The 14174-nt window shown below is 40.6% G+C and carries 12 protein-coding genes; 2 read left to right on the top strand and 10 right to left on the bottom strand.

Annotated elements, in window-relative coordinates; translation table 11 throughout:
• The first annotated feature begins 25 nt into the window (after positions 1-25).
• Both BMW98_RS03735 and BMW98_RS03730 read left to right on the top strand, forming a co-directional pair.
• Entirely contained in the window at positions 26-391 is a 366-nt protein-coding gene (locus BMW98_RS03735; RefSeq protein WP_090257041.1) for a YccF domain-containing protein, read from the top strand.
• Positions 392-467: 76 nt separating this feature from the next.
• Positions 468-1361 carry a phospholipase D-like domain-containing protein gene (locus BMW98_RS03730; protein WP_090257040.1) on the top strand — a complete coding sequence of 298 codons (894 nt, stop codon included), beginning with the start codon at positions 468-470 and terminating at the stop codon, positions 1359-1361.
• 2 nt (positions 1362-1363) lie between these two features.
• Here BMW98_RS03730 and BMW98_RS03725 read toward each other — a convergent pair whose 3' ends face one another.
• From BMW98_RS03725 to BMW98_RS03680, 10 genes are all read right to left on the bottom strand, one after another.
• On the bottom strand, positions 1364-2242 hold the full coding sequence (locus tag BMW98_RS03725; RefSeq protein WP_090257039.1) for a phosphorothioated DNA-binding restriction endonuclease: 879 nt from the start codon (positions 2240-2242) through the stop codon (positions 1364-1366).
• A gap of 115 nt (positions 2243-2357) precedes the next feature.
• On the bottom strand, positions 2358-4166 hold the full coding sequence (locus BMW98_RS03720) for an acyl-CoA dehydrogenase family protein (RefSeq protein WP_090257038.1): 1809 nt from the start codon (positions 4164-4166) through the stop codon (positions 2358-2360).
• A 48-nt stretch (positions 4167-4214) separates the two neighbouring features.
• On the bottom strand, positions 4215-4565 hold the full coding sequence (locus BMW98_RS03715; RefSeq protein WP_090257037.1) for a four helix bundle protein: 351 nt from the start codon (positions 4563-4565) through the stop codon (positions 4215-4217).
• 53 nt (positions 4566-4618) lie between these two features.
• On the bottom strand, positions 4619-5794 hold the full coding sequence (locus tag BMW98_RS03710; protein ID WP_090257036.1) for an acetyl-CoA C-acyltransferase: 1176 nt from the start codon (positions 5792-5794) through the stop codon (positions 4619-4621).
• A gap of 37 nt (positions 5795-5831) precedes the next feature.
• Positions 5832-6188, bottom strand: coding sequence for a four helix bundle protein (locus tag BMW98_RS03705; protein ID WP_090257035.1), 357 nt, complete (start codon positions 6186-6188; stop codon positions 5832-5834).
• Positions 6189-6233: 45 nt separating this feature from the next.
• Positions 6234-8618 carry a 3-hydroxyacyl-CoA dehydrogenase/enoyl-CoA hydratase family protein gene (locus BMW98_RS03700; protein ID WP_090257034.1) on the bottom strand — a complete coding sequence of 795 codons (2385 nt, stop codon included), beginning with the start codon at positions 8616-8618 and terminating at the stop codon, positions 6234-6236.
• The gene (locus BMW98_RS03695) at positions 8615-9052 is read right to left on the bottom strand and encodes a MarR family winged helix-turn-helix transcriptional regulator (RefSeq protein WP_090257033.1); all 438 of its coding nucleotides are present in this window, start codon (positions 9050-9052) and stop codon (positions 8615-8617) included. The genes BMW98_RS03700 and BMW98_RS03695 overlap by 4 nt, the downstream gene beginning before the upstream one ends.
• 102 nt (positions 9053-9154) lie before the next feature.
• Entirely contained in the window at positions 9155-11794 is a 2640-nt protein-coding gene (locus tag BMW98_RS03690) for an SLBB domain-containing protein (protein WP_162844670.1), read from the bottom strand.
• Between the two features lie 141 nt (positions 11795-11935).
• On the bottom strand, positions 11936-12136 hold the full coding sequence (locus tag BMW98_RS03685; RefSeq protein ID WP_090257031.1) for a hypothetical protein: 201 nt from the start codon (positions 12134-12136) through the stop codon (positions 11936-11938).
• 18 nt (positions 12137-12154) lie between these two features.
• On the bottom strand, positions 12155-13993 hold the full coding sequence (locus BMW98_RS03680; protein WP_245733525.1) for a tetratricopeptide repeat protein: 1839 nt from the start codon (positions 13991-13993) through the stop codon (positions 12155-12157).
• Between the last annotated feature and the right edge of the window lie 181 nt (positions 13994-14174).

Below are 14174 nucleotides of genomic sequence, written 5' to 3'. Positions count from 1 at the left end.
CTGATAACTGTTAACCAAACAACAAATGAGATTACTAGGAAATATTGTGTGGATTGTCTTTGGTGGATGGATGATCGCACTGGAATACATAATTGGCGGCATAGCACTATGCATGACAATTGTCGGAATTCCCTTCGGTATTCAGTGCTTTAAGCTGGCCATTTTAGGCTTTGCACCCTTTGGGCAAGAAATACAACCCGGCAGAACACTTAGCGGCTGTCTTTCTCTCCCCCTCAACATCATCTGGATACTTTTTGGAGGCTTTTGGGTATTCGTGACCCATATGCTTTGGGGCATATTTTTCTGCATTACCATTATCGGTTTTCCATTCGGACTACAACACTTTAAACTAGCAGGTTTAGCTTTTGCTCCGTTTGGGAGGTCTATTTAGACTTTAGATAATAGACGCTAGATTTTAGATAATTATTTAGTTGATTTAGGTCCATTAGAATTTTATTCCGATAAACATGGCAAAATTCATTTCAGGAAAAGAATTGGTAGAAGCGGTAGATGATATCATCTACAATGCTAAATCAAGGCTTTTAATCATTTCTCCCTACATAAGACTAGATGAACATTTCAAAAAGCTATTCGAAAAACATAAGAATAATTCGGACATTGAAATTGTAATAGGCTTTGGGAAAAATGAAGAAAACATATCAAGAAGTCTCAATTATGAGGATTTCGAATTTTTCCGAGACTTTCCGAACATTGGAATAGTATATATTCCTAATCTGCATGCAAAGTATTATTCCAATGAAAATATCGGTTTGGTAACAAGCATTAATTTGCTCGATTCTTCATTCAGGAATAATATCGAATTTGGTGTTCTTGGAGAATCAAGTCTTCTCGGTAATAACGATAAGTTCGATTTAGCCGCTTTTGATTTCAGTAGTAAAATTTTAAAGGATGGATACGCGGTATTTGCAAGAAGACCCAACTACAAAAAGAAGTTTTTAGGCCTTGCTAAGGATTATGTCGGATCTACTACTGAATGGGATATCATTGACGATCTAGTAAGCAATAGAAAGTACGAGAAACATAATATTTTCGAGTTTTTGGATAGAGAAAAGTTTGTAGCCTTTGATAAATCCCCAAAACCCGCCAGACAATTTGATCAAGATCAATATGAGGTACAAAGTGTCAAGAATACCTCAAGTGAAGACTCTGCTTATTGTATAAGATGTAGAACAGAACTCAGCTATAATACTGACAGGCCTTATTGTTATAGTTGTTATCAAGTATGGGTTAATTATGCTAACCCAAAATATCAAGAGAACTTTTGCCACTCATGTGGAAAAGAAGAAAGAACTAGTATGGAAAAACCTGAATGTTATACTTGTTATTCCTCAGAATACTAATTTCAGTCTCTTCCATAGCCTTTAAACACTTCTTCTTCATGCCATTGAAGAAAAGAATCATTTGGTTGGTAACTATGAGAATGAGGTTTTCTAATCTCTTTCGTGTGAAAAGCCAAGAGCCATTCATCTTTTCCAACTGTACCATTTACCCTGTCTGAAACTATCAACTGATGATCTCTATTAATAGTGAATGCCCCTAGATCAAATAACTTATGATGAAGTGAGCACATGGCAAAACCATTTTGTTGAACATCAGGGCCTCCGGCCTGATGCCATTTGATATGAGCCGCCTCCAACGCCAATGGTTGATGGCCCAATCTGACATTAAACCCACAGACAGCACACTGATATTCGTATGCAATCAATACTTTGTCTCTAAAAGCCAAGTCTCTCTTTTTCCTTCTAGTCGCAGTTTGATTGTTTTCTTCTAAACCAACTGTGTTAAGAATCTCTTCTTGTAGTGAGTCTGGAAAGGATTCTTCCAATACTTGATTGGCAATCTTAAAAATGGATTCTGGATGCTTATCAAAAAACTCTAGAAGAGCAGTATTAAATCCCCCGGATATATTATTCTCTATTAAAAATGGTCTCCCAGGATCCGAGGATTTATTTGTTAACAATTCCGGTTTGTCTACACTCCAAATACCGTCATTTTGCAATCGAACAAATGGGTACTCAGGTCTAGGTTTAGACGAAGTTCCATAACTAACCAATAGTTCCTTTAATTCTTCCTCTGAATCAGAAAAGCTAATGGATTTATTACCCTTTTGAAGTTGTGCTAAGGCATAAAGAATCAGCAACGGTTTATGCGGGGCTCGCCTGTCTCCATTTTTCCAAGCCCTAACGTTACTGAAGTTTTCAATTATATCACTCTCTGTCATTTCTTAAATATATGTAGATGAAACATAGGAAAAGAAAAAAGCCAACTCTCTCTTTCGAGAAAGTTGGCTTGAGTTTTAACTTCTCCCTTTAGGGAGATCTCCGAACACCAGAGGGTCAACCGAAGAAGTACGGATACTTGCCTTTGGCGATCATTGTATCTGCTACTTGTCTGCGGAGTTCTTTTACGTTCACTAAGTCCATTTTGGTGAAACGCTTCAAGCCCATCAGCATTACTTTTTGCTCATCGCCTTTGGTGAATGAACCAATAGCTTCTTTAGCAGCAGCTATAATCTTATCGATTGCGCCAGCCATATAGATGTGCGTCATGGCAATGTGGTCTGCACAAGCCTCCTCGCCTTTTTGGCTTACCAGCTTTTCTGTTCTTAGCATAGCAGATTCGCAAGCGTAAACCTCAATCAAGATATCGGCAAGGTTCATCATTACTTCCTGCTCGTCTTCAATCTTATCTTGCAAAGCCATGGCAGCCTTTCCACCTACCATTAAGAATACCTTTTTCAAGTTTTTAATCACTTCTTTCTCACCAGCAAAAAGCACCGACTTATCGATGGTAGAGAAAGTAGGCACTGAAGTCAGTTCTTTAGAAACATCCATTGCCGGACCGTAGATATCGATTTCGCCTTTCATGGCACGCTTCAAAAGCATGCCCACCATCAACATACGGTTAATCTCGTTGGTACCTTCGTAAATTCTAGCAATACGAGCATCGCGGTAGGCTCTTTCCATTGGTGCATCGGCCGAGTAGCCCATTCCGCCATATATCTGAACGCCCTGATCTACTACATAATCCAAAGCTTCAGAACCATGGATTTTTGCAATAGCACATTCAATGGCAAATTGCTCCACCCCTTTTAGCTTGGCTTTGGCATCGTCCATTCCATCGGCAACCAAGTCGTTAATCTTGTCTTCAATGTTTTGTCCGGCACGGTAGCAAAGCGATTCGGCTACATAAGTTTTGGCAGCCATTTCAGCTAGTTTGCCTTTAATGGCACCGAAGCTTGAAATAGACACGCCAAACTGCTTGCGCTCATTGGCATAGTTGGTGGCATGAGAAATGGTGGTTCTACAGCCACCCAATACTCCGGCACCCAACTTTACACGACCTATGTTCAAGATATTCACGGCAATTTTGAAGCCGTTGCCACGCTCAGAAAGCATATTTTCTGCAGGTACCTCGCAATCGTTAAAGAATACTTGGCGCGTAGAAGAACCTTTGATTCCGAGTTTCTTCTCCTCATCGTTCATTGTGATACCGCCAAAACCTTTCTCTACAATAAAAGCAGTCAGGTTTTTGTCGTCTTCAATCTTAGCGAATACGATAAAGATATCTGCAAAACCAGCATTCGAGATCCACATTTTCTGACCCGTGATCTTGTAGTGACTTCCATCTTCTGAAAGTACCGCTTTGGTTTTACCAGAGTTCGCATCAGAACCGGCATCTGGCTCGGTTAAGCAGTAACAAGCCGCCCACTCGCCAATGGCCAGTTTCGGCAGGTATTTTTGCTTTTGTTCTTCGTTGCCGTAGTACAGAATTGGCAAAGTACCAATACCCGTGTGCGCTCCATAAGTAGTAGAAAATGAACCAGCAGCCCCGATAATATCGGCTATCAACATACCCGTATTGAAACTCATGCCCATACCGTTGTAATTCTCCGGAACGGAAATGCCCAATAGGCCAAGGTCCCCTGCCTTTTTGAAAATACTTGGAACAAGCTCAGGGTCTTTCATTGAATCTATCTCCTCAACTTTCGGAGTAATCTCCGTGTCGATAAAGTCCTGGCACGCTTGCGCCATCATCTTCTGTTCCTCAGAAAACTCTTCTGGAATAAAGACTTCGTTTGCTTCTGTTTCTCTGACGATGAACTCACCGCCTTTGATTGATTTCTTATCTTCTGCTACAGACATTTTTGTAAGTATTTTAGTACGTAGTATTGAGTATTGAGACAGTTATCATCAGCGAATAGACTTCTTCAAACTATAAATCATTCGCTGCAAGCCGAGATAACCTGTTTCCAATTCCTCAAATGTTTGATCATTTATAAAATTCAATTTGTTGGCGATAATGAGTTGGGTATCTAGTTCACAAGATGAGCCATAAGCTATCCCGAGAAATTGATTGAACTCACCATTAGTATTTCGCCCGGCTCCTTCAGCAATGTTAGAAGCGACCGAAACGGCACTTCTTCTTATCTGGGAAGTAAGACCATATTTTTCCTCTGGAGGCAAGGATTTTGTCTGTTTGTAAACTTCAACTGCGAAGTCTACCGACTGTTGCCAAACCTTTAATTCTCTGTAATTGTGCATAGTTTTATTGTTTATCGGAACTAGTCTCAATACCAGCTACCCAGTACTAGTTACTAGTTTAAAAATTCGTAGATACCAGCAACTCCTTGGCCACCACCAACGCAGGCGGTTACCATGCCGTACTTGGATTTACGTCTTCGCATTTCGTTGAAGAGCTGAACCGAAAGCTTGGCACCTGAGCAACCTAGCGGGTGACCCAAAGCAATAGCTCCACCATTTACATTCAGTTTACTTCTGTCGAAGTCAAGTTCTTTGATAACAGCTAATGACTGCGCTGCGAAAGCTTCGTTCAATTCGATCAAGTCTAAGTCTGACTGTTTCAAACCTGCCTGCTTCAATGCTTTCGGCACTGCCTCCACTGGGCCAATACCCATAATTCTTGGGTGAACACCCATGGCAGTATAAGTCACCATCCTGGCAATTGGCTCAAGGTTTAGCTCCTTCACCATTCTTTCTGACATCACCATTACAAATGAGGCACCATCAGAAACTGGAGAAGAGTTACCCGCGGTTACTTGTCCTCCTTGGGCAAACACTGGTCGAAGACCAGACAATACATCTAAAGATGTATCTGCTCTTGGGCCTTCGTCTTTATCGACCGTGTAAGATTTCTCAGCCATTTTGCCTGAAGCATCTACAAACTTTTCAATCACGTTAATCGGCACAATTTCATCATCGAAAAGGCCAGCCTCTTGTGCTTTAATCGCTTTTTGGTGCGACTCTAAAGCAAACTGATCGGCTTCGTCTCTAGTGATGTTGAATTCTTTAGCTACTTGCTCAGCCGTTAGACCCATGCTCAAATAGTAATCGCTGTGCTCTGTGGCTAGTTTGTAGTTCAAAGCCGTTTTATAACCCATTACCGGCACCATGCTCATTGATTCTGTTCCACCAGCAATAATGCAATCTGCAGTACCCGCATGAATTCTGGAAGAGGCCAAAGCAATGGCTTCTAAACCTGAACCACAGTAGCGGTTGACGATCATTCCCGGAACTCCGATTGGCAATGAAAGCAAAGAGATCATTCGCCCCATTTGCATGCCTTGCTCCGCTTCGGGAACGGCATTTCCTACAATCAGGTCGTCTACTCTTGTCGGATCGAATCCATCAACTTTAGAGACCAAATGTTTTATTACGTCAGCAGCCATATCATCGGGGCGCACGCTTTTCAAAACGCTACGCTTACCTCGACCTACTGCTGTTCTATATCCTGCAACTATATAAGCATCCATATATTTAGATTTTAGATGTCAGACATTAGATGTCAGACTAGTTGTTTCTTAGTTTTTTTATTAATGCAACAATCATTCTTTCTATCTCAGATAATTCAGAAGTGAATTGGTCTAAAGTATCTTCAGAAAAATAGCCCAAATCGCATGAAACTATCAGTTGACTTTCAAGCTCATGCGCTGAACCTAATGACATATCCAGAAATCTGGCAAAATCAATATCTGATCCTCTACCAGAACCTTCCGCTATTGTAGACATAATTGAAACAGCACTAGATTCCATTTGAGATCGCAAGTTGTATTTCTCAGAATTAGGCAGCTCAGGGGTCAACAAGTAGACTTGCTTTACAAGTACTCTTGTTCTCTGCCATACCTTTAGTTCCTTAAAATTATGCATTGCGCTCTATCTGAAATCTGATGTCTGAATTCTCAAGTCTAATATCTAGTTACGAAGTGGTTTACCCTTAAAGAGAATTGAGTGAATACGCTCAAGCGTCTTTGGCTCAGCCGTTAATTCGACAAACATTTGTCGCTCCAAATCAAGTAGATATTGTTCCGATACTTCTTGCGGAGCAGTGAGGTCTCCACCACACATGATCCACGCTAGTTTCTTAGCAATCTTCGCATCGTGCTCGGAAATGTAGTTTCCGAGTAACATACCGTTAATTCCGGCATGGAAATTTGCCAAACCAACCTGGCCATGAACCTTGATATCCGTTCTTTCCACTGGCTGTGTATAACCAGCTTCATGCAGTTCTAGCACTTTGGCTTTTGCATCCGTAAGTAAACGAGCTCTGTTTAAAGTCACGCCATCTTGCGGACGAAGAATGCTCATTGCTCTCGCCTCCTCTGCAGAAGTAGCCACTTTTGCAGTCGCTATGTTCATAAAGGCTTCCTGTAACCTGTTCAACTCAGGATCACCTGCCGTTAGAGAATCTGCTACGCGAAGGGTAAGTTCTTTGGTTCCGCCTCCACCAGGAATTAGACCAACACCAACTTCTACTAAACCGATGTATGTTTCGGCATGGGCTTGAATAGCATCACAATGCAATGAAAGTTCACAACCACCGCCCAGTGTAAGGCCAGCAGGCGCAGCTACTACCGGAATAGAAGAGAACTTCGCACGCTTCATGGTATTTTGGAATTGGGCAACCATCAGGTTTACTTCATCGAATTCCTGATCGCCAGCAAACATGAATAACATTGCTAAGTTGGCTCCAGCAGAGAAATTATCGCCTTCATTTCCAATTACCAGACCTTTGTAGTCCTTCTCAGCCATAGCAATGGCCGTTTCAATTCCCTCGATAATTTCCTGCCCAATGGCATTCATTTTCGTGTGGAATTCCAGACAAAGCACACCGTCTCCGATATCGAAAAGTGATGCCCCTGCATTGCCCCAAACTTTATGGGTCTCACGAATATTTTCGAGAATCACCAAGTCTTCAGTACCCGGAATAGTTTTGTATGACTTCGAAGGAATGTCGTAGTATTTCTTAATGCCGTTTTCAATTTTGTAGAACGAGCTGTTTCCAGCATTGAGCATTTCGTAAACCCAGTCGGCTGGCTTCATATCCATGCCTTCCATTTGCTCAACTACCTTTTTGGTACCAAGCAAATCCCAAGTATCGAAAGGTCCCATTTTCCATGCGAAACCTGCACAAACGGCTTGGTCTATTCGATAAAGCTCATCAGAGATTTCAGGAATTCTGTACGAAACATATTTGAAGGTATCGAAGAAAGTTCTGCGATAGAACTCTCCAGCTTTATCATCAAAGTTGACCAACTTAACTATTCGCTTCTTGAGATCCTCTTCGTCCTTAACTGCTTCGAGCGCTTTGAAATTGGCTCTAGTTCTTGGGCCATACTCAAAGGTTTTTAGGTCGAGCTCAAGAATTTCTTTCTTCCCATCTTTGTCTTTTGTCTTTTTAAAGTATCCTTGGCCAGACTTATCACCGAACCAGCCCTTTTCATGAACTTCCTTAACAATGTTAGGCAATTTGAAAGCCTCTTTCGACTCATCGTTTGGAAGGCCCGCATACAAGTTGTTCGCTACATTCACCGTAGTATCCAAACCAACCACATCCATGGTTCGGAAGGTGGCAGACTTGGCACGACCAATTAGCGGACCAGTCATTCTATCAACCTCACCAACAGTTAAGCCCATGTCTTCAATAGTATGCATGGCCGACATGATGGCGTAAATTCCGATACGGTTGGCGATGAACGCTGGGGTGTCTTTACACAATACAGTCTCCTTACCCAAGTAAAGATCTCCGTAGTGCATCAAGAAATCGATGATGTCCTGATCGGTTTTTGGGCCAGGAATGATTTCCAATAATCTCAAGTACCTTGGCGGATTAAAGAAGTGAGTTCCACAGAAATGCTTCTGGAAATCTTCACTTCTGCCCTCGCACATCATGTGCATAGGAATACCCGAGGTATTTGATGTAATAAGTGTTCCAGGCTTTCTATACTTTTCAACCTGTTCAAAAACGATTTTCTTAATGTCCAATCGTTCGACTACCACCTCAATAATCCAGTCGACATCCTTAATTTTAGGCATGTCGTCTTCAAAGTTGCCGGTGCTAATAAGCGAAGCAAACTTCTGGTCATAGATTGGAGATGGTTTAGATTTCAATGCAAAAGCCAGTGCATCGTTCACAATTTTATTGCGTGCAGCTGGCTTAGATTTTTGATCATCAGGAAGGTCTCTCGGCACAATGTCGAGCAAGAGCACTTCCACACCAATATTGGCAAAGTGACAGGCTATTCGCGAGCCCATAACTCCAGAACCCAATACTGCTACTTTCTTAATCTTGCGGTTCATTTAGAATATGGATTTGATTCTATTAACTGATTTATCTTAACTATTACTTCGAAGAATGCTTCCAGTTTATCTGGAGCAATCGTTTGCTTAACGGCTTCATTAAAAAGAATGACGGTTTGTTTAGAAACCTGACGTTTTTCCTTTCCTAAATCGGTAAGGAATATTCTTACAGAACGACCGTCTGTCGGATCCTTTTGTTTGTAGATCACGCCCATCTCTTCCATGCTTTTGAGCATTCTGGTTAGGCTTCTAGATTCTAATCCCATCAATGGAGCAATTTTAGTTGCTGGTGTGCCATTAACCGGATCGATGTTCAATACCACAAATGCTTGTGATGTTGTGCTGTCGTGCTTGGCGGCCTCTTGATTGTACATTCTGTAAATGGCGTGCCAGCAAGTTTTTATATGGTGATCTACTGTTTCTTCTCTCTTCATATTCTCTTATGAGCCTTACGAAGTTAGAAAAAATTTGTTATGCATGCATACTATTTTTTCAGAAGAATCTGAGAATTGATTTTTGGGTAATACTAACTATGCTTATAAATCTTTGATAACCGCAATAGAAAGCATGGTGGAGCTGATGATAGCCATAATAGTTCCGAAGTCTTTTAGGAACTCACCATTATTAGGTCTCTCTTTCACTGGTTTTGCTGCAACGGTAACTACGGCACCGTCTAAAACCACAGGGTTCTGAAGCCACTTAACCCTTCGGGTAAAGCCATTTGGTTGGGTTAAGTAAATGCGTCTGCCGTTCTTTGTTCGTCCGCCTGAGTTTTTCAAATACGATCTTACTCTTACGCTTTCAACAAACTTCTGAAGCGAAGGGTTTGCAACTTCACCTTCAACCTTTACGGTATAAGTAGACTCTGGGAAATAAATGCTATCATTTGGTTGAAGAATAATATCAGCTTTGTCATTATTTGACAGTAGTAGTTCTTCAAAAGGGAAAGCCAGCTGTTGGTTGTTTCTGTAAAACCTGCCACCTGGCACATAAACGTTGGGAGATAGACCGCCCGCTCGTTCGATTATATCAGAAAGCTTCTCTCCTTTACTTTCCAGAAAATACGTTCCTGGATATTTAACCTCTCCTACCAAAACTACCTCGCGCTGTTCCGAAGAACCCGGTATATAGTCTACCGAAATAAAGTCGTTATGCTGAAGTAAAAAGGTTGATTCAGACTTTGCTTCGTAACCCAACAAATAGTTCATGTCGGTATTCAGGCGCGTAGTGTGAGCAATTTTGTTCCCTGTGAAATCAAAATTCTCGCGAGATATGGTAACTGAATCTTTGAACGACTTACGCAGGAAACCACCAGCCTGAAGAATAACGTCTTCAATGCTCATACTATCATTCAGCACATATCGGCCTGGGTTTTTCACGGCACCTCGAATGGTCACATAAGTATCGAGCAATTCGTTAATTTCTCTGCTATACAAAATCACTTTGTCTCGAGGTCTTAAAAGTGCATTAAACTTTTTATCCAAAACCTCATCCAAATTGAAAGGAATCACTTTGTACTCGGTTTCTCCAGCTTCATACCGCAAAAGATCCGCACGACTCGTCAAGATTCTGTTCTGATATTCAAGATCTTCTACATTTGCCGACATGAAAATGAGATCGTAAAGGGATAAGTTTTCTCTCCAGAGAATGCTTTTAGGCTCTGAAAGAAAACCTTCAATGGTCACCAAATCTTCTGTTTTCAATTCATCCAAACTATATACTTTCAAAGAATCATCTGGCTGTAAACGAATATTATCGTCAGAACTTGGGTTGTTCATTATATCAACTAATGAAAGCGATTGAAATTTCAAATCGCCATTTCTATCTCTTCGATAAAGGTCAATTTTGTCAAGGTAAGTTCTAGGGCGGAGGCCACCCGTTTTGGTTAAGAGTTGACCAACTGTTGGCACCTGCTCTAGTTGATAATCACCAGGTCGGAAAACCGAACCGGCAATGGTTACCATGTTATCAATTTTATCAAGTACTCTACCGAAGTCTATTTCATCGCCATCTTGTAGCTTAAAATTAGTGCCGTTTTCGAGTAACTCATTGTAGTTCAAGGTGATAATTTCTCTATCGAATGCAGAAGGGCTAGTGATTGAATTGACTGAGCGAATGCGTTTTACTGTTACGGTTTGCTTGTATGCCGTTGGTTTAAGTCCGCCTGCAAAACCAATCAAATCGGTTAAACCTTCATTAGCCTTTAGTTCAAATATTCCTGGCGTGTTCACCTCCCCTGAAATTGAAATAATGTTCATCCTTGTAGGAATAAACACAACATCATTATTCATTAATCTCAAATCCTCAGAAACTGATCCTTTGATTATGTAATCATACAAATCGATGGTAGAAATGATCTTATTATTTCTGAACACCTTGATTTCACGAAGGCTACCACTTGTTTTTACTCCACCAGAGGCATAAAGCGAATTTAGTGTAGTGGCAAATGCGTTGATCATTTGAGAACCTGGGTTTTTAGATTCACCCATTACCACTATTCTAATCGGGCGCAGTTTGGTTAAAGAAACATCTAAAAAGATTTTTGGTGGCGTTTTGTTCAAGCCTGAATAAAAGCGCGACAGGTACTGCTTCATTCTCAGGTTGAGGTTTTCGTAAGTAGTACCCGATACGAATACTTGGCCTACATTTGGGATGAAAAGGTTTCCATTAATGTCTACCTTTCCTTCAAACTGAAACTCTGCTTCACCCCATAGATAAACGCGCAATTCATCACCTGGACCAATTAGATAACCTGGGTCTATGTTACCGACCAACGCCTGTTGATTTGCATAAGGATTATTAGTGAATAAATCGTAGCCAAAGTATTTGAGACCATCGCTTTTCGGGGCTGCTACCTCTACTGGAGCTGCTACCTCCTCGGCTATATCAGGAATTTCTTGAAGATATTGTGTTGTGTCTACGGTGAGAGACTGAAGCGAGTTTGGGGTATCTGTTGCTTCTTCTTTAACTAAGTACTTTTGCACATACGCATCGTAATCCAAGCCATACAAGCGAGCTTGCCTTCTGGCATCTGCTTCAGTCATACCTCGTTTACGAAGCTCTTCCTGTACTTGCTCATAGGTTGTAATGCCTCTTTTATCCATTTCTCTTTTTACATCTGCTTCGGTTTGACCGTATACAAATGGAGATACGAATAGCGTTATTGCTACAAGCAATTTTTTGTGACGTGCATTAAAAAACATGTGTCTGCTCCGGTTAAGGAAGAGTTAGTTGGCGCTTGAAGATAATAATTTATTCATTTAATACTAAATGAATAAATGCGATTACGGCAGTTTTAAACAAGGGTTAATTTTGAGTTAAAGCTCAGATATATCAAAATCTTCGCCTTTTCCATACATAACAAGATCGTTCAAATTATATGGTTCAAGGGTGTGAATGTCCTTCAGTCGGCAGTCGCCATCTCCCATAATTTCAATTATCTCGAACTCAAAAGTTTCTCCAAAATTGATCATTCGAAATTTCTTGCCTACGCGAATGTTGTTGAAAGACTTAGCCATAAGGGATGCAAATGTAGCTTAGTTTGAGAAATCGCCACGGAGTTCCCTCAGTCTTTTTCTAGCTTCAGAAACAAATATACTTCCGGGAAATTTTTTCAAAAGTTGGGTATACGTTTCCATTGCCTTTTCGGTGTCATTTAAATCGTCTTGATAAATAACTCCGGTTAAGAATTGGGCATCGTCTCCCAAAATCTCATAATAATGCGTGGTGTTAATCTCGTTCAGCGAAGCCAGAGCCTCTTCCGATCTACCCAATTCTCTTAGTGTATTAGCCTTGAGGTATAAAAGCTCATCATTAAGAGAATGGTTTGCATATTTCATCATCATGGTGTCAATTTCCTGCAAAGCTTCAGTCTTTAAATTCTGAAAAAGTAGCAATTCAATATTGGCATATTGTTGCATGGCTACATCCGTTGAATCGAAAACCGTATTGTTCTTGATTAAAATGCTCAGGTCAATGGCATCGTTGGCAATTTCTCTAGAGGTGGCCAATTTCAGAATATCCAAATGACCCTGCGCTAGTTCAAATTCCCCCTTGTAGTAAGAGAGTTTAGCACTTTTTAACTTAGCCTCATATCCTAGCGGTTCGTCTTTAAACATACGTTCTACTTGACCATAAAGCAGAATACTTTCCCAAGGTTGTTCATCTAGCAGGTAAATATCTGCCAAATCCATTTTTGCTTCGGCAATTACACGGTGTTTTCCTACAGGCTGACTGACCAGATCGGTAAGCGTAGCGATGGCCGTATCTATTTCATTGAGCTGAAAAGCTTGTAATAACGCAACTCTTCTTTGCGCATCCATTGCGGCAAAAACATCTCTAGAATTCTCTTTGTAGTTTTCATAGTCTGTGATGAGCGAACGGATGGCACCGGTATCTAAAGGGTAGGAGCTCTTTAATACTTCCTCTCTAGAGAGCAGCGAGTACCGTTCTGCAAGTCTTCTATTCGGACTATCCGGAAAGTCGCTTAGAACGTAATCAAATGCTTTGTCAGCGGTTTTAAAATCTTCATTGCGAAAGGCAATCATTCCGACATTAAGAATATTCTTTCCATCATCTTGCAATCGCCTATCTAAAGCACGGGCTTGGCGCAAAGCGCCTGAAAAATTTTTTTGCTGTAAATGAGTCCAAATAAGTAGGTCATTATAAATCGGATTACCCGCTTCCTGCTGCATGAAGTCATAAAGGGTAATTTCCAGGGTATCTAAATCTTCTGGCTCAATGAGTAAACGCTGCAGCGAGTTCTTTACATGACCGATGTTATTTGGTTGAGACCGTGAAAAATTCAAATACTCCGTTATCATCAGCTGCTTTCTGTTCATAATTCTATAAACATTTGCTAGCTCTAGCGAAAACAAATCCTCTACACCAAGTTTCCTTCTTCCTTCTAAGTAAGTTTGCAGTGCATAAGGACGCAGGTTCTTTTCGTAAAAGGACTGCGCTAATATTCTCACTTTGTTGGTATTGCTTTCATCTACCGCCTCGGTGGTTATTCGATCGATTAATTCTTTAAAGGTAGTTTCTGCTTTTTCTTTCTCTCCTTGGTTTTGGTAAAGCACTGCTAAGTCTAACTCGTACCGAAAATTGTGTGGGTATTCTTTTAGAATTTTCTCGATATGTTTTTCGGCATCGGCAAATTCCTTTTCCTGTGTAAGCAGTTTCAAATAGTTGTCGTGAATAAGTGGTAGATTTCTTTTGTCTCGCGAAAGCTTTTCAAATTCAGTTTTTGCTTTCTCATAATCCCCTTGTATGTAATACTCATTTGCGAGCGCAATGCTTTCAACATCCTGTGCAAAAGTATGCGGATTAAAAATCAAAAGAAGTAAGAGCGATATGGTAAGAGACTTTATTAACACTTTCAACACGCTTATATTATATTATTTAAGATTATTTAAAATTATCATTATTTACTAGGGCTGTGGATTTGTGAATAACTTTTTAATCCACAGTTGGTATTCACATTAGGTGAATGGTATGTTGAATAATATTTGTTTGTCCACATTCTATTCAATTATAAGTGATTGAAAATCAATTAAT

Origin of the sequence: Roseivirga pacifica (assembly GCF_900111145.1) — a bacterium.
Lineage (GTDB): Bacteria > Bacteroidota > Bacteroidia > Cytophagales > Cyclobacteriaceae > Roseivirga > Roseivirga pacifica.
This window is presented reverse-complemented; position numbering and strand designations above follow the sequence as displayed.

What these genes read in the sequence shown, in the direction of transcription:
- BMW98_RS03715 (WP_090257037.1), bottom strand. Translation starts at nt 4,565, where the DNA reads ATGCACAATTACAGAGAATTAAAGGTTTGGCAACAGTCGGTAGACTTC.
- BMW98_RS03705 (WP_090257035.1), bottom strand. Translation starts at nt 6,188, where the DNA reads ATGCATAATTTTAAGGAACTAAAGGTATGGCAGAGAACAAGAGTACTT.
- BMW98_RS03700 (WP_090257034.1), bottom strand. Translation starts at nt 8,618, where the DNA reads ATGAACCGCAAGATTAAGAAAGTAGCAGTATTGGGTTCTGGAGTTATG.
- BMW98_RS03720 (WP_090257038.1), bottom strand. Translation starts at nt 4,166, where the DNA reads ATGTCTGTAGCAGAAGATAAGAAATCAATCAAAGGCGGTGAGTTCATC.
- BMW98_RS03695 (WP_090257033.1), bottom strand. Translation starts at nt 9,052, where the DNA reads ATGAAGAGAGAAGAAACAGTAGATCACCATATAAAAACTTGCTGGCAC.
- BMW98_RS03735 (WP_090257041.1), top strand. Translation starts at nt 26, where the DNA reads ATGAGATTACTAGGAAATATTGTGTGGATTGTCTTTGGTGGATGGATG.
- BMW98_RS03710 (WP_090257036.1), bottom strand. Translation starts at nt 5,794, where the DNA reads ATGGATGCTTATATAGTTGCAGGATATAGAACAGCAGTAGGTCGAGGT.
- BMW98_RS03685 (WP_090257031.1), bottom strand. Translation starts at nt 12,136, where the DNA reads ATGGCTAAGTCTTTCAACAACATTCGCGTAGGCAAGAAATTTCGAATG.
- BMW98_RS03730 (WP_090257040.1), top strand. Translation starts at nt 468, where the DNA reads ATGGCAAAATTCATTTCAGGAAAAGAATTGGTAGAAGCGGTAGATGAT.
- BMW98_RS03725 (WP_090257039.1), bottom strand. Translation starts at nt 2,242, where the DNA reads ATGACAGAGAGTGATATAATTGAAAACTTCAGTAACGTTAGGGCTTGG.